37 protein-coding genes and 1 tRNA gene are annotated in these 25,786 nt (G+C 63.7%); 14 read left to right on the top strand and 24 right to left on the bottom strand.

Going from position 1 to position 25,786, the window contains the following annotated elements:
• Positions 1-350 precede the first annotated feature (350 nt).
• From HN018_RS06825 to HN018_RS29375, 20 genes are all read right to left on the bottom strand, one after another.
• Positions 351-863 (bottom strand): P27 family phage terminase small subunit, encoded by a 513-nt coding sequence (locus HN018_RS06825; RefSeq protein WP_171834777.1) that lies wholly within the window; start codon positions 861-863, stop codon positions 351-353.
• Positions 864-1,054: 191 nt separating this feature from the next.
• Positions 1,055-1,396, bottom strand: coding sequence for an HNH endonuclease signature motif containing protein (locus HN018_RS06820; RefSeq protein ID WP_239479101.1), 342 nt, complete (start codon positions 1,394-1,396; stop codon positions 1,055-1,057).
• Between the two features lie 2 nt (positions 1,397-1,398).
• Complete coding sequence (locus HN018_RS06815) at positions 1,399-1,593, bottom strand: hypothetical protein (RefSeq protein ID WP_171834776.1); 195 nt, start codon at positions 1,591-1,593, stop codon at positions 1,399-1,401.
• A 14-nt stretch (positions 1,594-1,607) separates the two neighbouring features.
• Positions 1,608-2,648, bottom strand: coding sequence for a glycosyltransferase family protein (locus HN018_RS06810; RefSeq protein ID WP_171834775.1), 1,041 nt, complete (start codon positions 2,646-2,648; stop codon positions 1,608-1,610).
• A gap of 49 nt (positions 2,649-2,697) precedes the next feature.
• Positions 2,698-2,943 (bottom strand): Acb2/Tad1 domain-containing protein, encoded by a 246-nt coding sequence (locus HN018_RS06805; RefSeq protein ID WP_171834774.1) that lies wholly within the window; start codon positions 2,941-2,943, stop codon positions 2,698-2,700.
• A gap of 12 nt (positions 2,944-2,955) precedes the next feature.
• Positions 2,956-3,588: a DUF3164 family protein gene (locus HN018_RS06800; RefSeq protein WP_171834773.1), complete on the bottom strand. Its 633-nt coding sequence runs from the start codon at positions 3,586-3,588 to the stop codon at positions 2,956-2,958.
• A gap of 14 nt (positions 3,589-3,602) precedes the next feature.
• Positions 3,603-4,466 carry a tyrosine-type recombinase/integrase gene (locus tag HN018_RS06795; protein ID WP_171834772.1) on the bottom strand — a complete coding sequence of 288 codons (864 nt, stop codon included), beginning with the start codon at positions 4,464-4,466 and terminating at the stop codon, positions 3,603-3,605.
• A 150-nt stretch (positions 4,467-4,616) separates the two neighbouring features.
• Positions 4,617-5,036 (bottom strand): hypothetical protein, encoded by a 420-nt coding sequence (locus HN018_RS06790; protein ID WP_171834771.1) that lies wholly within the window; start codon positions 5,034-5,036, stop codon positions 4,617-4,619.
• Between the two features lie 110 nt (positions 5,037-5,146).
• Complete coding sequence (locus HN018_RS06785) at positions 5,147-5,851, bottom strand: hypothetical protein (RefSeq protein ID WP_171834770.1); 705 nt, start codon at positions 5,849-5,851, stop codon at positions 5,147-5,149.
• A 71-nt stretch (positions 5,852-5,922) separates the two neighbouring features.
• On the bottom strand, positions 5,923-6,657 hold the full coding sequence (locus HN018_RS06780; RefSeq protein ID WP_171834769.1) for a phage antirepressor KilAC domain-containing protein: 735 nt from the start codon (positions 6,655-6,657) through the stop codon (positions 5,923-5,925).
• Positions 6,654-7,439 carry a hypothetical protein gene (locus HN018_RS06775; RefSeq protein WP_171834768.1) on the bottom strand — a complete coding sequence of 262 codons (786 nt, stop codon included), beginning with the start codon at positions 7,437-7,439 and terminating at the stop codon, positions 6,654-6,656. The genes HN018_RS06780 and HN018_RS06775 overlap by 4 nt, the downstream gene beginning before the upstream one ends.
• Entirely contained in the window at positions 7,436-8,338 is a 903-nt protein-coding gene (locus tag HN018_RS06770) for a DUF1376 domain-containing protein (RefSeq protein ID WP_171834767.1), read from the bottom strand. The genes HN018_RS06775 and HN018_RS06770 overlap by 4 nt, the downstream gene beginning before the upstream one ends.
• Positions 8,335-8,919, bottom strand: coding sequence for a hypothetical protein (locus HN018_RS06765; protein ID WP_171834766.1), 585 nt, complete (start codon positions 8,917-8,919; stop codon positions 8,335-8,337). Before HN018_RS06765 ends, HN018_RS06770 begins: the two co-directional genes overlap by 4 nt.
• A gap of 259 nt (positions 8,920-9,178) precedes the next feature.
• A complete protein-coding gene (locus HN018_RS06760; protein ID WP_171834765.1) occupies positions 9,179-9,409 on the bottom strand; it encodes a hypothetical protein in 231 nt (76 codons plus the stop codon).
• Entirely contained in the window at positions 9,406-9,849 is a 444-nt protein-coding gene (locus HN018_RS06755; protein ID WP_239479098.1) for a hypothetical protein, read from the bottom strand. The genes HN018_RS06760 and HN018_RS06755 overlap by 4 nt, the downstream gene beginning before the upstream one ends.
• Positions 9,846-10,256 carry an HNH endonuclease signature motif containing protein gene (locus HN018_RS06750; RefSeq protein WP_239479259.1) on the bottom strand — a complete coding sequence of 137 codons (411 nt, stop codon included), beginning with the start codon at positions 10,254-10,256 and terminating at the stop codon, positions 9,846-9,848. The genes HN018_RS06755 and HN018_RS06750 overlap by 4 nt, the downstream gene beginning before the upstream one ends.
• Before the next feature lie 127 nt (positions 10,257-10,383).
• Positions 10,384-10,662, bottom strand: a complete 279-nt coding sequence (locus HN018_RS06745; protein ID WP_171834763.1) for a DUF2312 domain-containing protein — start codon at positions 10,660-10,662, stop codon at positions 10,384-10,386.
• The gene (locus HN018_RS06740; RefSeq protein ID WP_171834762.1) at positions 10,655-11,074 is read right to left on the bottom strand and encodes a helix-turn-helix domain-containing protein; all 420 of its coding nucleotides are present in this window, start codon (positions 11,072-11,074) and stop codon (positions 10,655-10,657) included. The genes HN018_RS06745 and HN018_RS06740 overlap by 8 nt, the downstream gene beginning before the upstream one ends.
• A gap of 124 nt (positions 11,075-11,198) precedes the next feature.
• Positions 11,199-11,531, bottom strand: coding sequence for a hypothetical protein (locus HN018_RS06735; protein ID WP_171834761.1), 333 nt, complete (start codon positions 11,529-11,531; stop codon positions 11,199-11,201).
• A 180-nt stretch (positions 11,532-11,711) separates the two neighbouring features.
• Entirely contained in the window at positions 11,712-12,293 is a 582-nt protein-coding gene (locus tag HN018_RS29375) for a GcrA family cell cycle regulator (protein WP_171834760.1), read from the bottom strand.
• Positions 12,294-12,833: 540 nt separating this feature from the next.
• On the opposite strand from HN018_RS29375, the gene HN018_RS06725 reads away from it, so the two are divergent.
• A complete protein-coding gene (locus HN018_RS06725; RefSeq protein WP_171834759.1) occupies positions 12,834-13,148 on the top strand; it encodes a hypothetical protein in 315 nt (104 codons plus the stop codon).
• A 6-nt stretch (positions 13,149-13,154) separates the two neighbouring features.
• On the opposite strand, the gene HN018_RS06720 is transcribed toward HN018_RS06725, so the two are convergent.
• Positions 13,155-13,553 (bottom strand): hypothetical protein, encoded by a 399-nt coding sequence (locus HN018_RS06720; protein WP_171834758.1) that lies wholly within the window; start codon positions 13,551-13,553, stop codon positions 13,155-13,157.
• A 315-nt stretch (positions 13,554-13,868) separates the two neighbouring features.
• On the opposite strand from HN018_RS06720, the gene HN018_RS06715 reads away from it, so the two are divergent.
• From HN018_RS06715 to HN018_RS06660, 12 genes are all read left to right on the top strand, one after another.
• Positions 13,869-14,243, top strand: coding sequence for a helix-turn-helix domain-containing protein (locus HN018_RS06715; RefSeq protein WP_171834757.1), 375 nt, complete (start codon positions 13,869-13,871; stop codon positions 14,241-14,243).
• 488 nt (positions 14,244-14,731) lie between these two features.
• Complete coding sequence (locus HN018_RS06710) at positions 14,732-15,250, top strand: hypothetical protein (RefSeq protein WP_171834756.1); 519 nt, start codon at positions 14,732-14,734, stop codon at positions 15,248-15,250.
• A gap of 333 nt (positions 15,251-15,583) precedes the next feature.
• Entirely contained in the window at positions 15,584-15,991 is a 408-nt protein-coding gene (locus HN018_RS06705) for a hypothetical protein (protein WP_171834755.1), read from the top strand.
• Positions 15,992-16,121: 130 nt separating this feature from the next.
• Positions 16,122-16,358, top strand: a complete 237-nt coding sequence (locus HN018_RS06700) for a hypothetical protein (RefSeq protein WP_171834754.1) — start codon at positions 16,122-16,124, stop codon at positions 16,356-16,358.
• Positions 16,345-16,728: a hypothetical protein gene (locus tag HN018_RS06695; protein WP_171834753.1), complete on the top strand. Its 384-nt coding sequence runs from the start codon at positions 16,345-16,347 to the stop codon at positions 16,726-16,728. The genes HN018_RS06700 and HN018_RS06695 overlap by 14 nt, the downstream gene beginning before the upstream one ends.
• 82 nt (positions 16,729-16,810) lie before the next feature.
• On the top strand, positions 16,811-17,275 hold the full coding sequence (locus tag HN018_RS06690; RefSeq protein WP_171834752.1) for a hypothetical protein: 465 nt from the start codon (positions 16,811-16,813) through the stop codon (positions 17,273-17,275).
• The gene (locus HN018_RS06685; protein WP_171834751.1) at positions 17,272-18,213 is read left to right on the top strand and encodes a hypothetical protein; all 942 of its coding nucleotides are present in this window, start codon (positions 17,272-17,274) and stop codon (positions 18,211-18,213) included. The genes HN018_RS06690 and HN018_RS06685 overlap by 4 nt, the downstream gene beginning before the upstream one ends.
• Before the next feature lie 184 nt (positions 18,214-18,397).
• Entirely contained in the window at positions 18,398-18,643 is a 246-nt protein-coding gene (locus HN018_RS06680; protein ID WP_171834750.1) for a hypothetical protein, read from the top strand.
• On the top strand, positions 18,640-20,433 hold the full coding sequence (locus HN018_RS06675; protein WP_204259694.1) for a DNA cytosine methyltransferase: 1,794 nt from the start codon (positions 18,640-18,642) through the stop codon (positions 20,431-20,433). The genes HN018_RS06680 and HN018_RS06675 overlap by 4 nt, the downstream gene beginning before the upstream one ends.
• 596 nt (positions 20,434-21,029) lie before the next feature.
• Positions 21,030-21,218, top strand: a complete 189-nt coding sequence (locus HN018_RS06670) for a hypothetical protein (RefSeq protein WP_171834749.1) — start codon at positions 21,030-21,032, stop codon at positions 21,216-21,218.
• Positions 21,211-21,450, top strand: a complete 240-nt coding sequence (locus HN018_RS06665) for a helix-turn-helix transcriptional regulator (protein ID WP_171834748.1) — start codon at positions 21,211-21,213, stop codon at positions 21,448-21,450. The genes HN018_RS06670 and HN018_RS06665 overlap by 8 nt, the downstream gene beginning before the upstream one ends.
• Entirely contained in the window at positions 21,451-22,560 is a 1,110-nt protein-coding gene (locus HN018_RS06660; RefSeq protein WP_171834747.1) for a tyrosine-type recombinase/integrase, read from the top strand.
• 59 nt (positions 22,561-22,619) lie between these two features.
• Here the strand turns inward: HN018_RS06660 and HN018_RS06655 are convergent.
• Positions 22,620-22,694: transfer RNA gene (locus HN018_RS06655), tRNA-Met, on the bottom strand.
• 137 nt (positions 22,695-22,831) lie between these two features.
• On the opposite strand from HN018_RS06655, the gene HN018_RS06650 reads away from it, so the two are divergent.
• A complete protein-coding gene (locus HN018_RS06650) occupies positions 22,832-23,974 on the top strand; it encodes a mechanosensitive ion channel family protein (protein ID WP_171834746.1) in 1,143 nt (380 codons plus the stop codon).
• A 91-nt stretch (positions 23,975-24,065) separates the two neighbouring features.
• On the opposite strand, the gene HN018_RS06645 is transcribed toward HN018_RS06650, so the two are convergent.
• On the bottom strand, positions 24,066-24,542 hold the full coding sequence (locus HN018_RS06645) for a DUF4167 domain-containing protein (RefSeq protein ID WP_171834745.1): 477 nt from the start codon (positions 24,540-24,542) through the stop codon (positions 24,066-24,068).
• Positions 24,543-24,885: 343 nt separating this feature from the next.
• A complete protein-coding gene (gene prmC, locus HN018_RS06640) occupies positions 24,886-25,746 on the bottom strand; it encodes a peptide chain release factor N(5)-glutamine methyltransferase (RefSeq protein WP_171834744.1) in 861 nt (286 codons plus the stop codon).
• Positions 25,747-25,786 lie beyond the last annotated feature (40 nt).

The following is a 25,786-nucleotide window of genomic DNA, read 5'->3' as shown; positions in this document are numbered from 1 at the left end:
CCTCAGCCCGTCCGCCTTGCGGACCCACCCGAACGGGTTGACCAGGCAGAAGGCCTGCCAGTCCTCCAGGACCAGCATCTGCTTATGCAGTGCCCACTTCCCCTTCGTATGGGGCATGAGCTCGGCGAAGCGACACACGCGCTCGGCCCTGACCTCGTCCAGGCGATAGGGCCAGGCCGGATCGATCTCCCGGCTGCGGTCGCGTCGATACCGCTCACAGGCCAGGAGCACCCACTTGCAGGCCGGCACGCGGCCCTCGACCACCGCCAGGGCGTAGCGGTCGGCCTGGGCGACGTGTGGCGCCGCCGGCGGCCGCTTGGGCTTCATGGGTGCCTTCGGCCTCGCCGGCTTCAGAGCGCCGCGAACGGGTTTGTCTTCTCCATTCCTGCAGCTCCGACGCGCGACCGGTCGGCGGGCGTCAGGCCGAATTTCGCGAGCCACATCGACACCCTGCGGTCAGCATCTGCGATCGCTGCCACCTCGGGCCGCATGCGGATCATCGGGCCGCTGTTGCCGACCGTGATGTAGGTGAGCGATCCGGCCGCAGCGATCTGCACCTCCCGCGGCGCGCCGTGCTCCTGATGCACGTAGCTGACGGCCTCGCTCAGCGAGCTGCGCGCATCGCGCTGATCCGCGATTGCTTCGCAGAGCCCCTCGAGCGCGACCCCGTCGGCAACCGTCAGCACGCCCATATCGTGCAGCAGGCGAGAGGCCTTCGCCCACGCCAACTTCGCGCGTCGGGAGAGATGCGCCGGTGCCGCGAGTCTCGCGGCTTTCAACTTCGGCTCCGCCTTGTTGGTGCGGCAGGGCTGCGCGGTGCCGCCAACGACCTTCAGGTGCGTTGGCTTGCGCGGTCGTCCCATGGTCTCGATCTCACTCGCTCAGGCCGCGGCAGCCGCTTTTCTGGCGGATCGGCAGCTGGAACCGCCCGGCCACTTTTTCCCGTGGTTATGCACGCGCTCGAAAACCACGGGGTCATGGTCCACAACCGGAAGAGGATCCAACCGGCGACCCCCCTATGGGAGGGCACGCATGGCTTAGTCCGGCTCAGACGTCAGGCGCATGGCTCGTGGCGCCTGGTCGCGGCGGTGTCAGTGGCGGTCCGGCTCGAGTGGCACGCCTTGCAGAGCGACCGAAGGTTCGACCAGTCGAGCCGCAGCTCAGGCGCTGCCTCGATGGACTTGATGTGGTCGACCTCTTCGGCTGCCTGGACGATGCCTTTGTTCAGGCAGAACAGGCAGAGCGGGTAGCTCGCGATGAAGGCGTTGCGGCAGCGCTGCCAGGCGCGGTCGTAACCGCGAGATGAGGCAGAGCCACGACGCTGGTCGAACTGCTGAACACGCTCGGCGCCATACACGACGCCGGGTTGAATGTGGCGGGGCGGTGACGATGGCACGATCAGTGCGCTTCGGACGGACAGCCGAAGACCGGTCGACGAGCTTCTGATGCTCGAAACATCGCGACGACTTCGGAAGCTGAGATGGTCATCTCAAGTGGGTTTCGAACGTAACCGAGCCGCTCGAGGCGCCGAAGCTGCTGTGGGGTGATGCCCGTGTCGTCCTCGATCAGCGAGCACTCGTCGTTCGTGAGCATGAGCAACTCCCGACCTAGAAGCGTGGACCGAAACGGCCGACCCAGACGTCTTCACTGCGCTGGCTGTAGCCGATCAGCTCGTGCCTCTGCCGGTGCAGCCGGGCGTTCTGTTCCGCATGGCTCTCGTTCCAGATCGCCATCAGAGACCTGGCCATAGATGCCGTGGAGGTCGGCAGGGCGTGGGCATAAGCACCCAGCCACGGCAACTCGGGCGAGGCCAACACCGGCACCGACATCGCGACAGCATCGGCGGCGACGATGTTGAATGTCTCCGTGAAGGACACCTGCATCGACACGTCGATCTGCCGGATCACCTCGAGGAAGTCGTGGTGCGACATCCAGTCGTGCTCGATGAGCGAGTAGCGCGGCGTGGCATCGAACAGCGAACGCAGGTTCTTGAGGATCGGGTCACCATTGCCTTCGATCCGCGTCGCATTCACGTGGAACCGTAGCTTCACACGCGCGGCGTCGGCGAAGGCAATCGCTGCGATGGCCTGGGCCATGTGGTTCTTCAGCGGCCGCACGGCGCCGAAGCAGCCGATGTCGATCGCTTCGCGATTGACCGGCTTCGGCACGATGAACCGCGCCGCCGGGCATGGGTAGAAGTTCGGCCCGTAGGTAATCAGCGACTCCGGCAACCCGCAGGCCGCGGCAACGTCGCGCATGTCGGCGCGCGCACGCGGCGAGTTGCACATGACCTCGACGCCGCGGCGCAGATACTCGATCGTCCAGCCGAACGCGATGCCCTCGTTCGCGAGGAACGGGGTCTCGGAATGATCGCGCACAAGCCAGCGCACGGTCGGGTGCAGCGTCTTCAGGACGTCGAACTTCTCGGGAACGACCCAGAACGCCTCGACGATCACGTGCGTGGGCCGATAGGCGGTGACGGCCGCATCGATCGCGTTGTTGTCCGCGACCTCAACCGACTTCGCCTCGATGCCGCGCTGGCTCAGCATGTCGACTACGAAGCGGACCGAGTTGCTCAGCCCGGACGAGCCGGCGCTGTAGCCCCAGGCTGCCTCGCGGGACTTCAGGACGAATAGGATCCGCTTCATCAGTGATCGGCCTTGGCTCAGAGCTTCGCGATGTCGATCTTCAGCAGTGCTAGCTGGTCAGTTCCTTGACGGTCCACATCACGCTCTCCTCGAGAGCGGTGAGTCCCAGCGATCGATACCGACCAGGCTTCACCTGATCGAAGAGCGCTTCGAGCTCAGAGGCCTTCTCCTTGATCGCGTCGTGGAGAGCTTTCTCCTCGTCGGTCAGGGGCCGGTAACGCGGTCGAAACCGGCTTACGGTGATCGGCGCGTCGGCTTGGCGTCCATCGGGCGCGCCGTCGAAAACATGAACCATGCCGCCTGTTCCTCAGAGTTTCGCGATGTCGAGCGACAGCGCCGTCCAGGGCGCGTCCGGGCTCTCCCGGCGGTAGAACCGGATGTAGCTCTTGGAGCTCTCAACCCGGATCGCCTCGGAGATCGCATCCATCGCGCGCTTCCAGCGCTCGTCGCCGATGTCGAGACGCCGCAGCGAGAGGATGCGATCGACCGGCAGCTTGCCCTTCTCGCGAACGTCGAACGCGTCATTGATCAGCGCGCGGACGTTGTCGTTACCGCCCTCGGTCCACTCGACCAGGCACTCGTCAATCAGAGCCTTGGCCACCTGGAGCTGCGGCCCGAACGCCAGCGTGTCCCCGATCGCCACCTGGACGCGGAGCGTGCCGTCGAAGCTGGTGAGCTGCAGGTTGCCCTTCTGGCCCCCCAGCTTCGTGTCATACTTCTCGGCGAGCAGATCGATCAGGCTTTTGATCTCGGCGTAGGCCTTGTCGCGGAACCCGCCCATGAACTCGCGCAGCTCGTCCGCGCCAGAGATCAGGCCACGCACCAGCGCGTCCTCGAGCTGGTCCTCCGGGCGAACCTTGGACAGCGGCACAAGACGGCCCTGCGCATCGCGGGCGTAGCCATCGGGCACCGCCGGCGGAGCGTCGGGTGTCGCGGTCATGATGTCGTCTCCGGTCAGTACTTCAGATAGTTCGCCAGGCCTTTGTCAGGCGCGGCGTGCGCATACCGCGTCGTTGTCGCGAGGCTCGCGTGTCCGAGGCGCTCACGGACAGTCTGGATGTCGCAGCCGCCGGCGATCGCATGGCTCGTCGCGGAATGCCGCAGCCAGTGCGACGAGGCCTTAGGGTTAACGCCGGCACGACGCACCGCTCGTTTCACCAGGCGATGCAGAGCTTGCCGATCCATCGCGCCGCCATGGCGACCCGGGACCACCGGGGAGTCGGGCCGGACCGCCGGGGTCAGTGCCGCGAGATCGCGCCAGAGATCCGCTGGGATCAGCGCCGTTCTCAATTTCGATCCCTTGCCAAGGATGTTGGCCTGGCCACCCTTCTTGTCGGTGCCCGTCATGTCGCGCCAGCGAAGGCCGCACGCTTCAGAAGCCCGGAGGCCGCAGGCGTAGACCAAGCGCAACATCGTGCGCGCGCGAAGGTCGGGCTCCATTCCGATCATTCGCAACACATCGGCCGGAGACAGAAGGTGGTCGCCGCTGGTGATGGCCGGCTTCTCGATGCGGAGCATCCGTCCCGGATCGATCTGCAGGTAGCCGAGCTTGAGGGCGAACGAGAGCAGCGACTTCACCACCGCCAATCGCCGCGCGCGGGACGCGGGCGCCTGTTCGCTGAGATTTTCGGCCCACCGCTGGAGGTCAGCGAGGCCGATCTCGGCGAGCGGCCGCCCCGCGAACTGGAGGAAGCTGTTGGCGTCCGCCGCGTAAGCGGTGACGGTGTTCGGCGTGCGGCCGTGCAGCCACATGCGAATAAGCATGTCGTCGCGGACCTGCGGGACACTGCTAACTGCCTGAGCCGGCACGATTTCCATGGCCGCTCCGGTAGGCACCAGTTCTATCCCAGGCAGCTTACATAACAGATATTATGTAGCGGCCCTGAGGTATTATGTAGCGGACCACGCCAAACGCCGGTTCGTTATCGTATCAGTAAGCTACTGCTTATTGTTCCAGTATTGGCCCGGTCAGCAAACGCTTTTCGCGCCGACCTGTCGTCCGCGATCACCACCTGGTTCACGCCAGATCGTGCATCGAACCGGCGCCGACGCTTCGGCTGCGAGAGCAGCGGCGGTGCGCTCGAGTGTTGTCGCGATCTGCCGAAGCAGGTCGGCCGGCGCCGTGCCAAGCCTGATAGCGACGCCGGCCGGAAGCGGCCGGACTCTGTCGCAGCACACGACCGTATCGCGCAGCGGGAGGCCTGCGCCGCGAAGATCGTCGATGCTGGGTAGCACATGACTGCGCAGGCGATCGAGCGGGCCGCACCGGACGAGGACCGAGCCGAGCGATTGCGCGGGCTTCCGACTGTCGGCGACCACGATGAAGAAGCGTCGCCCGCATACGACCACATCCCCGGCGCGAAGCGCTGTGGCTGGCGTGGGGTGCATCGTGTTTCCAGGATCTGGACATGAAAAAGCCCGCCGGGCGGAACCTAGCGGGCGTAGTCATCTCATCGTGGTAAAAACCTACTCGAAATCCCGGAGATCTCCAAGCCCCTTTATCGTGATTTGTAGTGCGCCGCCAACACGGTCAGCAGGATCGCCGCCTGCGCCTTCATTTCCTCGTCGCCCTTCTTGCTCGCCGGAACCAACGCTTCTGCCATCTTCGCGAAGGACACGTCTTCAATGAGGAGCAGCCGGAGGCGAGCTTCCGCTTCGGCCCCGAGGGCCTGTCGAACCAGGCGAACCGAGGTTTGGGCGTCCAACTGCGCATCCGAGACGCCCTGCGCATTCCCGCCAGTGCCACCGCGCCCAGACTCAAGCGACGCTAGGCGCATACGGGACATCCCGTATTCATATTCGCGCGTATATCGTTCTGCGGCTTTGACCTCTTCGCTATCGATCTTCCCCGAGCGCTGGAGGGTGGCCACCCCTCGAGCGACACGCGTCGCCCGGCCGTAGACGCCATCTTTGATCAGGCGCGTGAAGTTCTCTCGCGAAACGGGGTCATAGCGGACTTCGGTTACCGGCGGCTCGAGCTCGACCGTTTCTTCGACCAAGTCCTGCAGATGCTGACGGCGTTGGACGGTCGGCAGGATCGTTCGATAGTCGTCACGGTAGATGTCCATCGGCAGCCGCGGGTGCGCCGGGCTTTTCCGCAATCCCCTCCGCCCGGCGGGGACTACCGTTACCTCGATTTCCGAAACCAGCTGCTCACCAAGAATAATCTCGCCCGGCGGAAGGATTGACATCACGAGTTCCATTCAGCGTCTCTCCACTATACTGCATAGAACATTAGGAAAACATTCCTCTCTTGCGGCCTCGACCGTGCCGTTCAAGTGGCTGCGCCAGGCGCGACCAGCAGCTGCGCCAGCCGGCTCAGGCCCTTTGCTGTAACTAGGACCTGTTCGACGATTTTCTCAGGGCGGTCGGGGCGTTCCAACTTCGTGACCTTGTGCTCGAGCATCCCGGCGGCGATCTTGGCCTGGTAGCCGAGCACCGCGCTGCCGCCTGGCCGGCGATACGTCCATCCGTGCTGGCGCAGATAGGCCTGCAGTTCCCTGGGCCCGACCTTCAGCACCTTCGCGGCAGCGGTTATGCACATGCTGCCTTCCGCACCGTCGAGCCGGTCGAGCGCCTGAGCTTTCGGCTCAGCTATCGCCAGCTGCGCACGCTGCGCCTCAATCTGCTCGGCCTGGTCGGCTGCCAGCCGAAGCGCCTGCGAAAACGTCTGTGGGACGCTTGCGGTGGGCGAATAGGATCCGGTCTTTCTGATGCTCGGAAGCACCTCGCCGAACACCCAGTCTTCGAAGACCTCTGCGGTCGGCAGCTTCGAGCGAACGATCAGGCGGTAGACGTCGCGCTCGGGGATGATCTTCGCGCGTTGAGGACCGCCAGCCGAAGGCACCTGGGTTTCCCCGGCCCCTTTGCAGTGAGCCCTGATCGCGTAATCGGTGTCCTGATAACCGAGCAGGGCCGCAACGTCGCGAGCGACGAACCAGGGCTCCCCGGCTTGGTCCAAGATACGAACCGCGTGACCTTCGAACAGGTAGGGGATCAGCGCGCTCATGCCGCCAACTCCGTCCGCGCCGCGCTCGCGCCGTTGACCACCCGGGCGATTGCCCCTGCCCAATTCGGCGGACCTTCATCGATCGCGCCAGCCGCGGCCGCCGGCGCATCGCCGCGCGGACGACGCTCCTCATCACCCGCTGCAAGCCGCTGCTCCTCCAGCCAAGCGCGGTGCTGGCGCAGGTTTTCGGCGACCTGGGCACGCACCTCGTCTGACGGGCGCTCCCAGACCGGCTCGGCTACAGCCGCCGCGGCAGATAGGACCCTGCGGCACCCGGCCGCGTCGCGGCGCAGCTGGTTGGCGTATTGAAGCAGGATCGCGTGCAGCTCGCCCGGAAGCGGCCAGTAGGAGCCTGGATGGTAGTCCCCACGCGGCGGCTGCCGGCGCCACAGCCGTCTGGTCTCGTCGCACCAGACACCGCGCGGCAAGTCCGAGCAATCCTCCCAGATTGCCCGGGCCTTGGCTTGAATCGAGCGCCAGGTTTCGGGGGCGTTCCGGACCGAGTGCCGGAGGTGGCACAGCCACGCCATCATCTCCTCGGGCCCGCCACAGGCCAACAGCGGCTCGATCGCCTCCAGGTGTCGCTGAGCCTCGCTGACCATCGCTGGCGCCAAGCCCAGCACTGTCGCCGTGCCATCCTCAGCAACGACGACCTTGCCCGGCGGCAGGCCCTGCTCGAGGCAGTAGATCGTGGACCCGAGCTCGCTGCTGGCCGGCAACATCGACGGAACTGCCGCTACCGCTGTGATCTGGTCCTGGGTGATGGTGGTGATGTCGTTCACTGAAACGCTCCCGCGCTCTGGATGCCGAGGCCCTGATCAAGACGATCCCAGTCTTCCGACATCGCCGGGTCAGGGCGACCGCCACCCCCGGGGCGGCCACGCTGCGGGCTTGCCTTCTCGCGCCGGCACCAGTTCCGCCAGGTCGCCGACCAGTCGGCTTTCCGAGCGTCCTTGCCCGCCTTGCCGACCCAGTAGTCGCGGAACGCTGGGAGCACCGCCCTAACGTCGAGACCCAGCTCCTTAGCGCACTGCTCGTCCTCACGGCCCGGAATCCAGTCCTTCGAAAGGCGACTGCCATGCGAGTCGTGCGCGCTCGGAGCGCGCCCGCGCGCCGGGAGCGAAGCGACCTCTTTCTTCTCTTCTTCTTTGTCCTGTCCTGTCCTGTCCTGTCCTCTACCATCACTGGACACGGCACTTCCTAGGTCTGTCCCGGGGATGTCCCGTGGGACAGAGGGAGGGACGTCCCCAGATCCAATCTTGACACCATCATCGTCTGTCCCATCTTTCTTCGACCGCAGCCGTGCTTTTCGCTCGCGCTCCTTCTTGCGCCTCTCAAAAGCGCTTTTTGCTTCTTCGCAGAGAATTGGATGGTAGAAGCGACCATCGCTGCACTTCACAAACCCATGCAGCGCCAGTTCGCGGACAGCGCGCCACCCCTTCGCGTCCGTACCGAAGTCGGCCAGCATCGCAAGGTCGTCGTCGTCGTCAGGCAGGCTGCCGGCGGGGCACTGCTGCCACGCCATCCACCACAGTTTGATCGCAGCCAAGCCAGCGCGCGGCTGACGCAATGCTCGAGTGTAGAGCCGGGAGCCGAACAGCCTGGATCCGAACAGCGGCATGTAGTCGTAGCCACGGAGGTCGCAATCTGGCGGGGTGAGTGGGGCTGGAAGATCGGTCATGTGATTGTGGCCTTCGCATGCCACTGGCAGACGTTCGACGCTCTCGACCAAAGACTTTTGACTAAATCAGTTTGCGGCATGGGCTCGTCATCAAGACCCATCCGATTGGCGTCGGCACGCATCCAAGAAACCCAGTAATCAGACGAGACATGAACTAGGTCGGCGCTCACATGTTTTTCATCCGGCGAACGAAACCAACCGATGTGAACAGGAGTCCAAGTCTTGTCGTCTTCCCGCAGGTTGGCGATCCAACCGACATGGGCGAAACTACTCTCGAAAGTCGGCGCCACGTTCGTAAGCCACGCGTAATCGCCGAAATCGTCAAACCCGTGCCTGCAGCAAGCTTCGACGACTCGATCACACGTTTCAATCGATTGATTGACCCAGGGCTTAACTTCAATAAGACCTCGGCTTTCAGGTGAATAGATTTGAAAGTCAGGCGACCATTTTCCAAGATCAAAAGGTTCATACTCGGCTGACCATTTCAGTAAATCGAAAAAAGCAGCCCACTTCGCCTCAAGTCGGCTCCGGTATCGTCTGCCGTTGTATGTCGTCGGGATCGCCGCTACCGTATATTCCATCAGGGTCGCGTCCTGTGTGTCTATCGAAAGGCTCCGCTTTGCACAGCGGGGCCTTTCATCGTTGAGAGGGTTATTTCCGGCACCAGGCCGAGGCCTTCGCAATGCCGGCATTGCGCGTATGACGGTACCGTCCGGCGACTGAACAAATCACCGCCGGTCCAAGTCGTGAGGACCCATCCCTGACCCTTGCAGCCTGGGCAGTCGCGGTTGCTGGAAACCAGCTGCAGGCACGCCTCGACGCGCGCGTATCCAGATGACCTCATCGCCGGCCCTGCTGCAGCTTGGCGATCGCGCGAGCCCGGGCTTCGTTGTGCAAGTCCATCAGCGCCTGCGCCGCCGGCGGAAACAGCTTCTCCGGGATCGGATGCGCGCGAACACGCCCTGGGTGGTGGTGCTTCTGCGCCCAATGCGAACGGAAGCCATACGGCCCATCGCATCGGAGGCCGCACTCGGCGCACACCAGCATGCGGGAGCCCCCAGCGAGCCTCACGCCGCCACCTGCATCTGGCGCACGGCTTCGGTGATCGTCACCAGCGTGCATTGGTCGGCGTGCCGCGTCTTCACGTGCACCACCTCGAGCAGGATGTGATCCGGGCTGTCATCGACCACGAAGCCCAGGCCCATCGGGTTGCGCACCCTCGCCCGGCTTGTCGGCTTGCGGGCGACTAGCTGCTTCGGCGTCGTCAGGCAATCCAGCACCGGCTTGACGCCCCCGACCAGGCCATCGTGATCAGGCTGCCCGCACGAGTGCCGCTCGACGCGCACGAGCGCGAACGGGAAAGGCTCGGCCGGCCGGCGCCCACGCGTTACATCCGCGATCTCGTGCATGATCCGGGTCTGCAGTTGCTTGTATCGGCGGAAGTGCATCCTGTGCTGCTGGTTGAGCAGCGGGAATGGAGCAGACAGACGGAAGGTGATCACGTAGGTCATGTGACGTGACTCCATGCCTGTCCACGGGCGATCCTTATGACCTGCGAACGGGACAGACCGAAACGATCATCCAGTTCTTTGACAGGTAGGCGCCTGAGCTTGATCTCTCTGTATCGGACACGAATGAACCTGACATCGTCATCAGTTATCGTAGCCCTGCCGTTTCGGCAGCCTGCCGCGTCTGTCTGATGGACGATTCTATCGTCATGATTTTCTTTACAGGTTGCCCATCGCAAGTTCGACGGCGTGTTCAACAGCCTTGAACCGTTTCTATGCGCCACCTGATGGCAATCTGAAGGTTTCGGCCCGTGGAAGGCCTCTGCAACCAACACATGCGCAAAGGCAGTATGGCCTGAGCCGTCGTGCGCGGTTACTGAGTATCGCAGGTAGCCGTCAGCGTCGATCATCCCGCGCAGCCTTCGACCAGGTTGATTGACGTCGCGGTCAGCAATGCGCCGCAGATCGCCACAATCCGACACTTCATATGTCGGAAACGACCGGCACAGGCGCCACTCCATTTGCTTAATCATGGCGCTATAGGCCCAAGGCGCGCTTGTAGATGTCGAGCAATGTTTCCTGTTCCTCGACGTCAGCTGGCTCCTGCTTCCGGATGCGGATGATTTGTTTTATCGTCGGCACCGAGAACCCAGCACTCTTAGCCTCTGCGAAGATGTCCTTGATGTCGGACCCGAGGGCTTTTCGCTCCTCTTCGAGCCGCTCAACGCGCTCGATGATGCTGCGCAACCGATCGGCAGCAATACCGCCGACGGATGATCCGCTGTTATGCTCCTCGGCGGGCGTCTCGTCAGCCATGATGGGCCTGCTGCTCGATCAGGTCGAACCGTTCGATGTCGACCCGGTATCGGCGAATACCCGCCGCAATGAGCACCTGGTCGTTGAAGTCGCGCTGGCCGCTTAGCATCAGGCTGAGATGCGGTTGTGAGACGTGCGCGGCTTTGGCGAACGCTGCCTGGCTGCCCAGAGACTTTACAGCAGTGTTAATTGTCCCGATGACCCCCACGCGATCAAGGGTCCGTGCGGATTTCCCCATAACCAGGTCGAACAGGGCCGAGGTGAGCGCTTCCGGAGCGTGATGCTTCTCCAGCTCCTCTTCGAGGTCGAGCCAGTGAGCGTAACGCTCCTGCTCGCAAGCCCCGGACGCTGGAATGCCTCTTACAGTCATCTCGATCCTCCCCTGCGGTCGATCACTGGATTTAACCAGCACCGTTGCATTTCCCGCTCCAGCTCCGCCGCCCGCGAGGTGAGCTCATCGGACTTTGTCCGCAGACGGATTGCCTTCTTCAGTAATCGATTTGCATAGCTTCGGAGCTTGTGAACTCGTCGCCGCATCAGCCATTCGGCCATGTGCTTTCCCATTCCTGGATCAGGGCTCGGCGAAGAGCCGCTTGTTCATGGTCCAGTCGCGCCTGGCGGTCGCCGTTCAAGCGATACCAGCGTCGCGCTGCAGATAGTTCGTCGGCCCAGACGCGCTTGATCTCGCTGCGCAAGATCGCGAGCACACGCCGGGGCTTCATGTTGAGATCCCGGGCAGCGCCATCGACGGCGCGGTCATAGCCGAGGGACCGCCGGGTATCGACAGCCTGCTGGACGATGAGGCGCATTTCGCAGGCTTCACTGGTCACGGAGCGACGCTCCGAGATCTCGGGGGAGAAAAACGACATTACGATCGAGCTCCACAGCATGGTCTGTCTTGCGATCGACAGACTGCAGTGGAGAAACAGCGATGCGAGGTGAAACCCGATACGGAACCATGGTCCCAATATCTTTGGTCCTGCAGCTCATGCTCGATGCGCGCGCGCCGGAAGCGCGACGTGCACGGCATGATGCTGCAGGACGTCCGGTCACTGGTCAGCACCGGGAGACCGAGGCGCGCGTACATGCGCTCGCTCAAGGTGCTCGAGGCAGTATGGCTTCGCCGGAGCCGGAGCCGCCCCGCACTTGATCATGCTGCGGCCGGTCGAGCCGTGCATCGGCCATTGGCAGGAGCTCGGCGGGGCGATTGGGCCCCTCGGAGCCGGCAGCAGGCTTGCCATACGGCTCGACGCGGGTGCTGCGACCTGCTGCGCTGGCAAAACCACAGGCGACCGGGCCGGCTTCGGTTCCGGGCTTGGCAACGCCGCAGGCATGATAGTTGGTCTAGGTTCGGGGACAACGGCTGGAGCGACCGGCAGCGTAGGCGCGGCCACCGGAGCGAAAGCCACTCGGCCGGCTTGCGGGGTGATGCTGCCTTTCGGCGCGCCTCCCCAGCTGGCCCTGATCGGCGATGGCCGGCTGGTCAGCTGGAGCCGATGCGAACGGCCGATGACCGAGTTCTTCGTCACGCCCATCTGCTGGCCTATGAGCTGCGTCGAGAGATTGGCGTGCCATAGCTCGCGGAGAACCTGGTCGCGCTCCGGTGTCCAGCGTTCGGCGGTGCTGGGCATCAGACGACCGTCCTGCGGGCCAGATCATTGCTGATCCGACCCGCGCGGCTCACCATGGGAACTGCAACACCCACCACGGAGAACTTCGTGTCCGACAAGTTCGATCTCGACGCCAAAGGCCGCATCGTGACGAATCCAGTCATGGGATGGTCCGTAGCGATTGCAGCTGGAGTGGCAACAGTTCTTCGCCTGAATTACATAGCAAGTCCCGAAGACGAAGGAGCCGGAGGACGACATCTCCAGGTGATCTTGACGCCACAGCAGTGCCTAGATCTTGCGGAGGTACTGCAAACGTCTGCGAGACGTGTTCTGGCGCTGACACCGCCCTCCCGACCCAACTGAGCGGGGCCGTCACAGTGCCCACCAAACGATTGCGGCGACGACAATCCAGAACGCTAAGCACAGCACGAGCGCGTTGAGAATGCCGACGAGAGGGTTGTTCGGGATCGGGATCATGCTGCAGGCCCACGGAGCGACTGCTTGCACAGCCACTCCGCCTTCATCACCATGAGTGTTGCAACACGACCCATGGAGAAGACTATGGACGTTGGCGAGAGGGCCCTGATAATTGCCGAAGCGGCTTTGGCTACCGCGCTCGTGAATAAGACAGTCACCATCGCGCTCATGACCGAGCTCGCGGCGACGGGCGCCTTTCCGGGGCTGTCCTTGTCCGAACTTTGTGAATCGGTTCGCGCAAATATCGATCATCACATGCCCAGAAATCCAGCGACGACATCACTGCAGCAAAGAATCGATGCTGAGCTTGAGAACTTTGTGCAGAGCGCAGAGAGGATCGATGCCTCAACGCGACAAGCACGCAACCGGCAAGCGCGCAAATGGTGGCAACTTGAGTAGCGCGCGTCATGCTGCGCAACCCGGCGAGGGAGCCGTGACAGATCCCTCGCCATCGGCGACTGTTGTGGTGCTCACTCCAGCAACAGGAACCTGCAGATACTCGACATCAATACCAAGGAAGGCCTCATTTGGGCCTTGGCCCGTTCCATCGCCGTCGCCGACGGGAAGATCGCCAACGCTAACACGCTTGTTCTCGGCGGAGACCGCGCTTACCAGCTGGAGCTCATCAAAGAGATCATCCAAGCCGTCGACGCAAACCAAAAGACCGGAGGCGCCGAGTAAAGCGGCTTCGATGTTGGCCGCGAGAGAAAAGATCGCGGCCAACGATGCTTTATAGTCCGCATATTGCGGCGCCAACTCCCGCGCGAGACGCAGGGCTTCCAGGCGCACTTCGACGATCGTCATGCTGCGCTCGCTGGCTGTTTCTGGCTCAGGCCAGCAACGACAGCATGAAGGCGTTTGTATACAGCAAGCGTGGGTTCGCTCTTATGCGCCTTCCACCGAGTGAAGGTGCTCGGAGCGATCCGAGCCCTCTCGCACACGGCCTGCATGGTCACACCAGCAGCGCGTGCTCGATGCTCAATATCAGAGGGAGTAAGGAGATCGCTCATACGCACAATCTATGTGCGCGTGCGCACATCGTCAAGCTGAGAATGTGCTTGGAAGCACTTTCAGCTTTGTGCAAGAGACCGAGTTCCAGGTATGTGCGAGAATGCACATATGAGTGAGACGGAAGATCAGGCTTTCGTGCGCCTGTTGATCGAGCGGACCGGGCTTAACCAGACCGCCCTAGCCAAGGCGGCTGGGCTCGGACCCGATATCCTGTCGAAGATCAAAAGAAGCAAAACGGGAATGCTCGAGCGTCCAAACCTGGACAAGCTGCAGGCATTCGCAGCCTCAGTCGGAATGGACGACCTTAAAGAGAGATCTCAGCTGGTAGGCTCTGGCAAGTCTTCCCAAAGCCCGCATCCTAATAGGGAGGTTGCTCTTGTCGACATGTGGAGGGACCTCGAGGAGCCGGAGCAGGCGCTTACTTTCGACATTGTCGAAGCGGCCGTCAGGTCCAGCCTTCGTAGGCGTTATGGAAGGCCCTGAGGTGATTGGCTGGCACTTGCTGCCGCCTTCAGTAGGCTTCCCGGTTGGCATGGACACCCTTCCCAGGCCGCCTCTAGAGAGCGGCGCTATAACAGGAGTTTGTTCCTATTCTGTTCTCCCTGGCAAGTGCCTCGTTTTTTAGACGCCATTGCGGATGTTGGGATTCGAGCGGCGTAGCCATGCGCAGGGTCGCATGAAGGCGTCCAACCTGGCAGTCATTAGGCTGTTCGCATGGCCAGGTGGGCTCAAGAACCTGTCCTGGTTGCAGTGGCTCTAGCTTAACGGAATTCGGTCCCAAGCCGGGCCTCCATGAGGCGCCGGCTTTCTCATGTAGAAAGTTGTGCGTCTGCGCACTTTTATGCTTGCAGGCCAGTGCGTCCACGCACATAGTCTTCACACCGCCGCACCCCGCGACGGCCGGAGGATCGACAGCATGGCGTATAAATTGCCTCAGGAATGGGCCAAACGCGCCACGGGAGAGTTTTGCAATGCTCGAGATACCGCCCCCGCCACCCGCACCGCCAGATCCGGAGCTTGGAGCGGTCGGCGCTCCATTTCGCTTGTGGCGCGCGAAAGAAGCATTTCGTCAGGGCGAGATGACCCTGACACAGCAGAGCCTGGCTCTGGATGGGTTGCGGGTGCAGGCAACCAGCCTGCTCGGCTGGAGCGTGACAATCGGGGTGGCCCTCGCCGCGGCAGCCTTGACCACACACCTGCCGGCCGTCGCCGTCACCGTGGTGACATCGATCACCATCACCGCAGCCTTGAGCATCGCAGTGCTGTGGGTCACGAATGCCTGGCGCTGGCCGAGCTTCAATCCGCTCCAGATCCTGGACCACGAGCACAAGAGCGAACTGCTGCTGTTGGAGAGTCTGGCAGTCGGTTCGAACCTGTCGATCGTTCAGAACAGCGCGTTGATCAAGGTCCGCGCGCGATTTTTGCGCGTGGCCTGGATCAACTTCGCGTCCATGCCTCTGCTGGCGATGTTGGCTTATTCGATGCGCTAATAGCAGGCCGCGCTTACTTCTTAGACTTCGTCCGGTCTGGCTGCTGTGTGCCAGTTGGACGTCTCGGACCGTCTTTGTCCGGCTTGGAATCGTTGGCCATGCCGCCCGGCGTCGGCTTGGGAACACTGTCGCCCTTCGGCTTAAAGGGCGTTGACGGCTTTTCGGGTTCCTTGGTCACAGAGGTCTCCATCGGGTTGGTTGCACGACCGATGGTGGACGGAGCGGAGGGAGCCAGCAACGGCTTCCTCCGCCGCACACTCCTCAGCGCCTGACGCTGACGAATCCGCCGGTTTTACCGACGGATGCGCCAACGCCAGTAACGGAGTTTCCCCGATGGCTTACGCTTCACTCATCAAATGGCCCGTCGTGCGCCGCCTGGCCGCACAAATGCCGACGGCAGACGTCCTTGGCTGTGTCGACCGCATCGGCTGCCTTAGCGCCCGCTATGCACCAACCACGCGCCACCACGAGCATATTGCCGATCGCCTAGTCAGCATCGAGGCCGCTATCGCCGCACGGCATTGGATCCAGGTCTCGGCCGGGCTGTCCGCTCTCCGTGCCGACGTGGAGGCCTTCAGCTATCCGGCCGCTGCACCGGAGCGCGTGGCGGCAGCCGTGGCCGAAGCGAAGTTGTTACTCAGCGCGGCCCTAGCGCTTAGCGACCGGTGCGAGCGGTCAGACGGGGCAGACACGCTGCGAGCCAACCCGCGCTTCAAGCTGCTGCAGGGCGGCCGGTCATGAGCATCCTGGTCGGGCTGCTCATCGGTGCAGTTGCAGGCTACGCTTTCTGCGCCTGGGAATGGCACCGCATGCTGAAGAAGCCGTGGGACCAGACTGAGCGGCGATCGGGCCCGGATCGGAGGAAGATTCCATGACCGCGCCGGACGGGTCTCTGCACCCTGTAATCGACGAGCGGCTGCGCGATCTGGCAGCTAAGGCCGAGGCGATCGTGTCGGCGCAGATCAACGGCCTGAAGCGCCAGCTCGATGAGGCCCACGTGCCGGCCGATATGCAGGCTTCCATCCTGCTGGCAGCCGCTCGCAAAGCCCAAGAACTCGCCATGGCGCAGTCCGCGGAATGCAGGAGGGCGCGCCGTGAAGGAAGGTGACGCCCGCCCATGCGCCCGCGACGTCATCGCCGGCGTCCTCGATAAGCAGATGCTCGGCGCCGAGCCTGCTGGCACTCCCATTGAGGAAGCCGATCGCGTCCTCGCTGCTCTTGCCGCGGCCGGCCTCGAGCCAAACGGGTGTGTGATCAACAGCGCGATCGTCATGGCATGGAGTGAATACGGTGCGGGCTCTCTCCTGCGCGGAGAAGCCATCAAGGACGAGTTTGAAGACTGGCCGGGAATGGACCAGCTGCTGACCGCGATCGACTTGGCCGCGCCAGGCTGGCGCCGCCGTTCAGCACCGCCCGCAATCGCCCCAGCGCAGGCGTCGCTCTTCGATAGACAGTCGTCTCGGAGTGCATCGCCATAATGCTGATCAGTATGATCCGCGACATCGCCCTCTACTGGCGCAACAGGCGCGCACGCCGCGCGCAGATTGGGTGGTGGTAATTATGGCTGATGAGATGATGACGGCGCTTGAAGCGGCATACCTTGCTGGATGGGAAGCTTCTGGCGAGGGATATAACAGTGAATACCCGAGCGGAGAGCGTGAGACTGAAGACTGGAAATCTAGTCGGGACGCAGCATTGGCTACCATCACCTCGCCCGATCTGCATGGGCCGACGCTGGAAGACGCAGCGCGCAACTGCTGGATTTGCGACGGAACAGGCTTCTACAACAACGAGCCGTGCAATGGACCTGAGTGCACAGCATTGCGCGCCCACCCTCCCCAGGCGCCCGACACGCGAGCGGCGATCCGTGCGGAGGCCTTCGAGGAAGCGGCGCGCATGTGCGACCGAATGATAGCCGAAAGCCCACGCAAGCCGTATCAAGAAGCCGCTGCATGGTTGGCACAAAGCATTCGAACCCGCGCCCGCGCCCTGATCACCAGCACCAAGCCGGAGAAAACACCATGACCGAGCAGGAACGGATTGAAGCGGCGGCGCGAGCACAACTCTTTCATGAGACTTATGAAAGGGTAGCTCCTGCATTTGACTACGCATCAAGTAATGCAAACGTAATCACATGGGCTGAAGTGCCGGACTGGGCCAAAAACTTGATGACCGCGGTATTTCACGAAATGGCCGCAGCCTATCCCGCCACTCCCCCAGCGCCGGACTGGCTCGATCTGCGTGATGCTCCAGCGGACGGCACCGTGGTCGAGGTCCTGGCTCCGGGCCGGGAAGGACTGTCCACGATCATTTGTGATTGCGCTTATCATCCCGACGCGGGCTGGTGTGTTGATCAAGTGCGCGAGGTCATGGCTTGGCGCCCGAAGCAAACCCTGATCGCTGCCACTTCCCCGGCGCCGGACGATGCGGTGGTGCGGGATGCGGCTCGGTATCGTTGGCTGCGTGATAACCGGATTATCTATCAAGGCGTCCCAGGCTTCGGAGTGATGGTTGGACGCACACCATCCGATTACGCAAAGGACTTAGACGCCGCCATCGACGCCGCCCGCTCCGCAGAGACGGTGGCAGCATCGCCAGCGCAGGAAGTCGCGAGCGTGGAGAAGCCTTACGCATGGACGCTGGAAGATGCCGAAGTGGACGCGGACAGTTTCACGACCGATCCGATCACAGCCGCAGAATGGCAGTTGGAAGGTGAGGCCGTGATCTCGCTCTACACCCACCCTCCCCAGGCACCCACCACAGACAGCGCAGCGGCGATCTGTGAGGTTGACGTAAAGCGCGTCAAGGAAATCATAGACTGCTACTTCGCGCCGTGGGGATCATGGAAAACAGCAACATGGGAAGGTTTGTGCAACGATGGTCCATTCACAGCAGACCATGCGCTCCATACCATCCGCGCCCTGATCACCACCCCACCCACCAGCGATGACGGGAGCGCCTGATGCCTGACATATCCATGTGTGCGGACAACGCGTGCCCGATCCGCTCGACTTGCTACCGCAATGAGGCATCGGGGACGCGTCCCTCGAATTGGCAGTCATGGTCCGATTTTCACCACATTACTAACCGTGGGTGTGAACATTATTGGCCCATTGCCCCGACCAGCGATGACGGGAGCGCCGGGGGATGAGCAAGCCGGAGCTCATAAAGTTCGGGACGCGCTGGGAGCTTGATGGCGATTACCTTCGCTGCCGGATTTGCAGGCGTCCGCAGATCGTTTCTCGCGTGATGGAGGACTTTCAACATGCGAGCGGATGCGCTGGATCGGGCGCGGAAAGCAATCCGTGGAAGACTCTTGCGAGCCCGATCACTGCGCAGATTGCGAAAGCAACAACGCCCGATACGGATAATTCTCGGGATTTGGGCGCATGAGCAACCGTAGTCGCGACCAAAAGTCCAAACGGATATTCCCGCAATGGGAGTTGGATGCCGCGATCACTGTCGTGCTGTTCGCCGGTCGTGGCGGCGCGTGTGACGGCCTGGAGGAGGCCGGGTGCCCGGTCCATGTGGCGAACAACCACAACCCGGTCGCACTGGCAGCACATGCCGCGGTGCACCCCCACACGAAGCATGTGAAGGGTGATATTTTCGACGTCGATCCGATCCAGGCCACCGGTGGCCGCAGGGTGAAGATCCTGTGGGCATCGCCCGATTGCCGGGACCACTCGGTCGCCAAGGGCGGCGCACCGCGCAGCGCCCGCGTTCGGTCGCTGCCCTGGCAGGTGCTGCGCTGGATGGGCAAGATGCGTCCCACGGTGCTGATGATGGAGAACGTCCGCGAGATTCGCGGCTGGGGTCCGCTGATCGCCAAGCGCGACAAGGCCACGGGGCGCGTCATCAAGATGGACGGCTCGGTCGCAGCGAAGGGCGAGCGCGTGCCCGTCCGCGAGCAGCAGCTCGGCCGGGATCCGAAGAACCTGGGCCGCTCGTTCCGGCATCTCGTCTCCTCCATTCGCAAGCTCGGGTATGCGTACGAGGATCGAGACCTGTGCTGCGCGGACTTCGGCGTGCCGACTAGTCGGCGCCGCTGGTTCGCGGTCGCGCGCTGCGACGGTGCCGCGATCGACTGGCCAGTCCGGACGCATGCGCCTCGCGACCAGGCTGCGGCACTTGGGCTCGAGCCATGGGTCGGCGCGCACACGATCATCGACTGGTCGATCCCGATGCCGAGCATCTTCGAGCGGAAGAAGCCGCTGGCAGATGCGACCCACCGGCGGATCGCGGTCGGCATGGCGAAGTTCGTGCTGAATAATGCGAACCCGTTCCTGATGCCGATCACTCATACCGGCGCACCGCGGATCTATGATCTGGCGGATCCACTGCGCACGGTGACGACGGCGCACCGCGGCGAGATGGCGCTTGTCGCGCCGCATGTGACCAAGTTCCGGCAAAACTCTACCGGCATCGACGTGCGAGAGCCGCTGGCGACCGTCACTGCGAACGGCCACAGCAAGCGGGCGGGGTGCGCGATCCCAATCGGCCTGACCGCCGCCTTCATGGCCCAGACCGGTTACGGCGAGCGATCTGGCCAGGCACCGAGAGCACTCGACATCGATGAGCCGATCGGCACGCAGGTCGCCGGCGGCGCTAAGCATGCGCTGGTCGCCGCATGGATGGCGCAGCACAACCTCAATGCGATCGGCGTACGCATGGATGCGCCGGTATCGACCCTGACGACTGTGGGATCGCAGCAGCAGATCGCAGGTGCCTTCCTGGCGCATCATCGAGGCACGAGCACGGCGAACGATGTCGAGGCACCCGTACCGACGCTGACGGCCGGCGGCGGCACGCACGTGTCCTGCGTCGCGGCCTTCATGACCAAATACTACAGCCAAGGCGGCGTCTCGCAGGCTGCAAACGATCCGCTCGACACCCTGTCGACCAAGGCGCGGTTCGGCGTCGTCACGACCACGATCGGCGGAACGCCCTGTGTCGTCCAGGACATCGGCATGCGGATGCTCGATCCGATGGAGGCGGCGCGTGCCCACGAACTCTCGATGCCGGAGTGGATCGAGATCGACGGTGTTCGCCGCCGGCTGACAAAGACCGAGACGATGTTCCTGATTGGAAACTCGGTTCCAAAACGAATGGCTCGCCTTTTGGCGCAGGCGAACAATGTGCACGCTCTTGATCAAGCCCCGATGAAGGCTGCGGCAGAATGAACCTTACATTCGATAATCAATCTTCTCGCGAGGTAACGCCATGACCGCGCCCGATCCGAGGGTGGCGCTCCTGCCCTGCCCCTTCTGCGGTTCCCTAGCAAAGACGTTCCGTTTCAACGGAACCGCTCAGGCGACTTGTTCTGGTGATCCAATGAAGTGCGCCGGAACCGATGTTTGTTCGCCGGTAGCAATGTGGAACACACGCACCGCAGCCGACGCCGCTGCGCCGAGCGGGTGGCGGCCGATCGAGACGTGTCCCGATGACCATTCGTTGATTTGGGTTGGGAGCAATCTGACGGACTTCGTATCGCCCGCTTATGCAATGGCCGAAATCAGAGGGCACGGTTGGACGCATTGGATGCCGAGACAAAAGGTGCCCGCGCCACCAGCCACGACCGGCCAGGATGGGGAGCCCGGCGCATGACCTCTCGCAGAGTAGCAAGCGCCGTCCTGCGAATAAGCGGCGGAACCGCGATTGCTTGGTGTGTCGACCATGCGTTCCCGGGAATGCAGTGGTGGTGGAATCTCGCCATCTTCTTCGCAGTCATGGGCGCTTACGACGCGGGCACTCGCCTCCGTGTGCCGGGGAAATGGCCATGACCACACCCGATCCCCGCGTCGCCGCACTGATCCAAGCCAGCGGCCACACCGCCCACGACGCGAGCCTGATCCTGAACGAGCTGCACCAGGCGGGCTTCGACATCACGTCGCGCACCCAGGCCGACCGATTCGCCGCGATCGACCACTATAGCTGCGAGTGCGAGGAGGATCGGTGCGATGGCTGATCGCCTGCCAGGCTGGCCGCGCGCGCTGAGCGAAGAGTTGGCTGCCAGCTATGTCAGCCTGAGCGTGTCGACCTGGCGCATCGAGGTGAGCGCGCATCGGGCGCCCCAGCCATTCCGGTTGACGCCTGGCCGAAAGGCGTGGCTGATCGACGACCTGGATACTTACGTTGAGCGGCTCGCTGGTCGGCTACCGGCAGAGTCTGGAAACGAGTGGTTGCGAGCGCTTGGTTAGATGGCGCTGATCGATCTCCCATACCTCGACGCAATCGCGGTCAAAGGTCGGATCTACTATTACTACCGCCGTGGCAAGCTGCGGCGGCGCATCCCGGGCTACCCGGGTGAGCCGGCGTTCCTACGAGCGTATGAGGACATGCATGCGGCCGCCCAGGCAGCTGACGCCAAGGCAGCCACCGCAGCCGGCGTTCTGCCGGGGTCGATGCGGGCGCTGATCATTGCCTACCGCAAGTCGCCGGAGTGGTCGGAGAAGCAGGCGAGCACGAAGCGCGACTACGAGAAGGCGATGAAGCCGCTCGAGGGGTTGTTCGGCCACCTGCCGGTCAAGACGCTGCCGCGCGAATTCGTGTTCGCCCTGCGAGACAGGTACGCCTTCAAGCCGAGCGTGGAAGGTGCGCCTCCGGTCAAGACGCCGAGCCGGGCTAACCGAATGGTCGCGGTCCTGTCGCTACTTCTGAGCTGGGCGGTCGACCGCGGCTGGCGGAAAGACAACCCTGCTCTACGACCGAAGCGGCTGAAGACGGGTGTCGGATATCGGTCCTGGACCGACGTCGAGCTCGACCAGGTGCTCAACGCCGAGACAACGCCCGCGCAGGTCCGTCTAGCGATCCTGCTGGCGGTTGGGACTGGTCAACGCGGCCAGGACCTTGTGGCGATGACCTGGGCCGCCTTCGACGGCTCCGCGGTTGAGGTCGTGCAGCTGAAGACCGGCGCGAAGGTCTGGGTGCCGCTGCACGCCCGGGCCCGGGTCGCCCTCTCTTCGGCACCGAAGACGGCCACCACCATCCTAACCAGACCGGACGGCAAGCCGTGGATGCTCGACCATTTCCGGCACCTGATGGCGAAGGCGATCAAGGACGCTGGACTGGAGGGCCTAGTTACCCATGGGCTCCGAGCCACGGCCGCGCGATGGATGGCCGAGGCCGGGTGCAGTGAGCGCGAGATCATGTCGGTGACCGGCCACACGACCTCGAACATGGTCAGCCGATACGTCCGTGAGGCCGAGCAGAAGACCCGTGCCAAGGGTGCAGCCCGCAAGGTGGAGCGGCACCAGCAACGGAACATGAACAGAACGCCGAGTGCTAAACCGAAAATTCTCGACTGCTAAACGCACCAATGGTGCGGCGCAGCATTATCGGGTAAGTGTCTGATAAGAACCCGGCACGTTGGTAGCGGCGGACGGATTTGAACCGCCGACCAAGAGATTATGATTCTCCTGCTCTACCGCTGAGCTACGCCGCCATCGCGCCGGGAGCGGTGGGATACAAAGATGGCAGGGTCAAGTCAACGGCGCCGGGCTCGGGTCCGGAGGTTGGCCCGGCCTGGTCGACATGGCACGGCGCTGGCCAGGCACTCACCAGTTCAAGCATCGGAGACTTATGCGACACCATTTCCTCGACATCATCGGCACCGTTCACGACTGGTTCGACTGGGCCCCGGCGCCCCTGGCATCCGCGCTGGTCCTGATCCTGGCCGGCGGCCTCGCCTTGTTCGGCAGCCGGGTGCTGGTGAACCTGTTCCTGCGCATACCCGGTCCCAGGCGCGAGTTCTTCCGCACCTTCGCGACCGAGGTCCGGCGGCCGTTGCGGGTGCTGGTGGTCGTGGTCGCGGTCGGGTCGTCGCTGCCTGCCGCCGGCCTGTCGTCCCGGGCCTTCACCACGCTGGGACAGGTCCTGCTGGTGGCATTCGTGCTTCTGCTCGGCTGGACCGCGGCGCTCGCCATCAGGGTGTCCGCAACGCTCTACCTGGCCCGCTTCGAGACCGGCGAGGGGGACGACCTGCTGGCGCGCAAGCACGTCACGCAGATACGCATCCTGAAACGCGCCGCCGACCTGCTGTTGTTCGTGTTCACCATCTCGGCCGCGCTGATGACCTTCGAACCGGTCCGGCAGTACGGGCTGAGCCTGTTCGCCTCCGCCGGCGCAGCCTCGCTGGTGGTCGGTCTCGCCGCCAGGCCGCTGCTCACCAACCTGATCGCCGGCGTGCAGATCGCCATCACCCAGCCGATCCGGATCGAGGACGCGGTGATCGTCGAGGGCGAATGGGGCTGGATCGAGGAGATCACCTCGACCTACGTGGTGGTCCGGCTCTGGGACTGGCGCCGGATGATCCTGCCGATCGCCTACTTCCTGGAGAAGCCGTTCCAGAACTGGACCCACCAGTCGGCGTCGCTGATCGGATCGGTGTTCTTCTATCTCGACTACCGGGTGCCGGTGGACCTGCTGCGCACGCACCTCAACGAGATCGTGCTGGAGACCCCGCTTTGGGACGGCAACGTGGTGAACCTGCAGGTCAGCGACATGAAGCAGGACACGGTCGAGCTGCGCATGCTGGTCAGCGGCCGCAACGCCCCCCAGACCTGGGACCTGCGCTGCTTCGTGCGGGAGAGGATGCTGCTGTTCCTGCAGACGACCTGTCCGGACGCACTGCCCCAGACACGCATCATGATGGAAGACGCCGCTGGCGGGCCAGCCGCTCCGATGCGCCCGGATACCCCGTTCCCCGGGAGATCGCCGGGCTAGGACTGTCCGGCCGAGGCGACACGGACACAATCCCCAGCCCGTCGGTCCAGCCCGCGGTCCCGATCGAGCCGCGGCACGATCGGGGACGGCTCTAGTTGTCGGCGGACGAGAACTCGGGCTGGGACCGATGTTCCTCTTGCATCACCTGCTCGGCCGGACCGTTCGCCATCGGCGGCTGCTCGCCACCGTTGCGATCGTCCTGCTGCTCGCCGCCCTCGGAGTGCTGGCGGTTGTTCCGCTGGTTGTGATGCGGCTGCTGCTGGTTGGCCTGGCTCTGCTGCGTCGCCTGGGCGATCGCGTTCAGGATGCGGAAATAATGTTCCGCATGCTGGAAGTATCCTTCCGCCATGACCCGGTCGCCCGAGCTGGTCGCGTCGCGACCGAGCTGCAGATACTTCTCGAAAAGCTGCTGGGCCGTACCCCGGATGCGCAGGTCGGGACCATTGCTGTCGAAGACATGGTTCCGGTTGAGCGGGATCTGCCCGGTATTGTGGCGGATCGGGGTGCTGCCGCCACTGCCGCCGCCTCCCGGACGATGGTTGCGGCCACGCATGCGTTTCATGTTCATTAGTTTGTCACAGCACTTTCCTGATCGCGGTTCCGGACGCCCGAATACCGTGGGGATGGTTACCCCGTACGCTGTCCGATCCTTGGGAGCAGGCGGCCCGAGCCAGGATGGTCCCATGGCTGCCCGTGGCGCCCCATGGCGCCGTGTCGTCTGCCAGTTGGCCGGCCCGGCGACCGGTCCACAGACGATCCAGGGGATCGTCCGTCATCTGACCAGTCTACCCACCGGCGGCGCACGCCAGCGATCCCGTATCGTTCATGTTGATTAAGGTGACAGGAATCGTCATGCCCGGCATGGCGCGATCGGGACCGTAGCGATGGACACGGTCCCTGCCAAACCTTTTTTACGAGGTCCGGGTGAGCAGCACGGCCCGGTCGACTCCGCCAAGGTCCGCGCGGACTGCAACGGTTGCCAGTCCGGCCTCCGTTCCAAGCCGTGAAACGTCAGTTGCCTGACCGATCCCGATCTCCAGCACCGCGAGGCCGGCCGGGGCCAACAGCCGTGCCAGGATCGGCATCAGCAGCCGGTAGGCCGCCAGCCCGTCATCGCCGCCGTCGAGCGCCTGCATCGGCTCGTGTACCGCCACCTCTGGCATCAGGGTCGCGATATCGTCATGCGGGATATAAGGCGGGTTGCTCAGGACGACGTCGAACCCCCCGCCCGGCAGTCCGACAGCATCGGCCCAGTCGCCGCACAGGAAGGCGCTGCGGTCCGCCAGCGCGTTGCCGGCGGCATTCCGCGACGCAAGCCTGGCCGCCGCCTCGGACAGGTCCATGCCGACCCCCCAGGCCTGCGGATATTCGGCCAGTGCTGCCAGGAGCAGGCAGCCGGTGCCGGTGCCGAGATCGAGGATGCGGCGCACTTGGCCGCGGTCCTGCCTCGCCTGCAGCAGCGCCTCGATCAGCGTCTCGCTGTCTGCCCGCGGGATCAGCGTGGCGTCCGACACGGCCAGGTCCAGGGTCCAGAAGCCCTGCCGCCCGGTGAGGTAGGCGAGCGGCACGCGTGCGGAACGCCGTCGCACCAGCTGCACGAACGCGTCGGCCTCGACCGGTGCGTGACGGCCCAGCCCCAGCAGCCCGGCCGGCTCCAGACCGAGTGCGTGCGCGAGCAGCCACCGTGCCTCCCGCCGCGGCTGGCCGATCCCCGCATCCGCCAGTGCACGCTCCGCCTCGGCCAGGAGATCGCTTGCCAATCGCTGCGTCATGTTGATCCTCCTTAGCTCAAGGCTGAACTATCCTGGCGAT

Origin of the sequence: Lichenicola cladoniae, assembly GCF_013201075.1 — a bacterium.
In the GTDB taxonomy this organism is placed as follows: Bacteria; Pseudomonadota; Alphaproteobacteria; order Acetobacterales; family Acetobacteraceae; genus Lichenicola; species Lichenicola cladoniae.
Note: the sequence above shows the minus strand (reverse complement) of the source record. Positions and strands in the feature narration are given on the sequence as shown.

Bases quoted from the DNA above. Each gene is read 5' to 3' on its own strand.
- HN018_RS06685 (WP_171834751.1), top strand. From the start codon at position 17,272: ATGACCGAGCAGGAACGGATTGAAGCGGCGGCGCGAGCACAACTCTTT.
- HN018_RS06690 (WP_171834752.1), top strand. From the start codon at position 16,811: ATGGCTGATGAGATGATGACGGCGCTTGAAGCGGCATACCTTGCTGGA.
- HN018_RS06780 (WP_171834769.1), bottom strand. From the start codon at position 6,657: ATGAGCGCGCTGATCCCCTACCTGTTCGAAGGTCACGCGGTTCGTATC.
- HN018_RS06710 (WP_171834756.1), top strand. From the start codon at position 14,732: ATGCTCGAGATACCGCCCCCGCCACCCGCACCGCCAGATCCGGAGCTT.
- HN018_RS06705 (WP_171834755.1), top strand. From the start codon at position 15,584: ATGGCTTACGCTTCACTCATCAAATGGCCCGTCGTGCGCCGCCTGGCC.
- HN018_RS06770 (WP_171834767.1), bottom strand. From the start codon at position 8,338: ATGACCGATCTTCCAGCCCCACTCACCCCGCCAGATTGCGACCTCCGT.
- HN018_RS06675 (WP_204259694.1), top strand. From the start codon at position 18,640: ATGAGCAACCGTAGTCGCGACCAAAAGTCCAAACGGATATTCCCGCAA.
- HN018_RS06810 (WP_171834775.1), bottom strand. From the start codon at position 2,648: ATGAAGCGGATCCTATTCGTCCTGAAGTCCCGCGAGGCAGCCTGGGGC.
- HN018_RS06755 (WP_239479098.1), bottom strand. From the start codon at position 9,849: ATGACCTACGTGATCACCTTCCGTCTGTCTGCTCCATTCCCGCTGCTC.
- HN018_RS06650 (WP_171834746.1), top strand. From the start codon at position 22,832: ATGCGACACCATTTCCTCGACATCATCGGCACCGTTCACGACTGGTTC.
- HN018_RS06680 (WP_171834750.1), top strand. From the start codon at position 18,398: ATGAGCAAGCCGGAGCTCATAAAGTTCGGGACGCGCTGGGAGCTTGAT.
- HN018_RS06750 (WP_239479259.1), bottom strand. From the start codon at position 10,256: ATGATCGACGCTGACGGCTACCTGCGATACTCAGTAACCGCGCACGAC.
- HN018_RS06700 (WP_171834754.1), top strand. From the start codon at position 16,122: ATGACCGCGCCGGACGGGTCTCTGCACCCTGTAATCGACGAGCGGCTG.
- HN018_RS06825 (WP_171834777.1), bottom strand. From the start codon at position 863: ATGGGACGACCGCGCAAGCCAACGCACCTGAAGGTCGTTGGCGGCACC.
- HN018_RS06660 (WP_171834747.1), top strand. From the start codon at position 21,451: ATGGCGCTGATCGATCTCCCATACCTCGACGCAATCGCGGTCAAAGGT.
- HN018_RS06645 (WP_171834745.1), bottom strand. From the start codon at position 24,542: ATGAACATGAAACGCATGCGTGGCCGCAACCATCGTCCGGGAGGCGGC.
- HN018_RS06665 (WP_171834748.1), top strand. From the start codon at position 21,211: ATGGCTGATCGCCTGCCAGGCTGGCCGCGCGCGCTGAGCGAAGAGTTG.
- prmC (WP_171834744.1), bottom strand. From the start codon at position 25,746: ATGACGCAGCGATTGGCAAGCGATCTCCTGGCCGAGGCGGAGCGTGCA.
- HN018_RS06715 (WP_171834757.1), top strand. From the start codon at position 13,869: ATGAGTGAGACGGAAGATCAGGCTTTCGTGCGCCTGTTGATCGAGCGG.
- HN018_RS06785 (WP_171834770.1), bottom strand. From the start codon at position 5,851: ATGGAACTCGTGATGTCAATCCTTCCGCCGGGCGAGATTATTCTTGGT.
- HN018_RS06790 (WP_171834771.1), bottom strand. From the start codon at position 5,036: ATGCACCCCACGCCAGCCACAGCGCTTCGCGCCGGGGATGTGGTCGTA.
- HN018_RS06735 (WP_171834761.1), bottom strand. From the start codon at position 11,531: ATGTCGTTTTTCTCCCCCGAGATCTCGGAGCGTCGCTCCGTGACCAGT.
- HN018_RS06725 (WP_171834759.1), top strand. From the start codon at position 12,834: ATGGACGTTGGCGAGAGGGCCCTGATAATTGCCGAAGCGGCTTTGGCT.
- HN018_RS29375 (WP_171834760.1), bottom strand. From the start codon at position 12,293: ATGCCCAGCACCGCCGAACGCTGGACACCGGAGCGCGACCAGGTTCTC.
- HN018_RS06800 (WP_171834773.1), bottom strand. From the start codon at position 3,588: ATGACCGCGACACCCGACGCTCCGCCGGCGGTGCCCGATGGCTACGCC.
- HN018_RS06745 (WP_171834763.1), bottom strand. From the start codon at position 10,662: ATGGCTGACGAGACGCCCGCCGAGGAGCATAACAGCGGATCATCCGTC.
- HN018_RS06765 (WP_171834766.1), bottom strand. From the start codon at position 8,919: ATGGAATATACGGTAGCGGCGATCCCGACGACATACAACGGCAGACGA.
- HN018_RS06670 (WP_171834749.1), top strand. From the start codon at position 21,030: ATGACCACACCCGATCCCCGCGTCGCCGCACTGATCCAAGCCAGCGGC.
- HN018_RS06805 (WP_171834774.1), bottom strand. From the start codon at position 2,943: ATGGTTCATGTTTTCGACGGCGCGCCCGATGGACGCCAAGCCGACGCG.
- HN018_RS06720 (WP_171834758.1), bottom strand. From the start codon at position 13,553: ATGACGATCGTCGAAGTGCGCCTGGAAGCCCTGCGTCTCGCGCGGGAG.
- HN018_RS06795 (WP_171834772.1), bottom strand. From the start codon at position 4,466: ATGGAAATCGTGCCGGCTCAGGCAGTTAGCAGTGTCCCGCAGGTCCGC.
- HN018_RS06815 (WP_171834776.1), bottom strand. From the start codon at position 1,593: ATGCTCACGAACGACGAGTGCTCGCTGATCGAGGACGACACGGGCATC.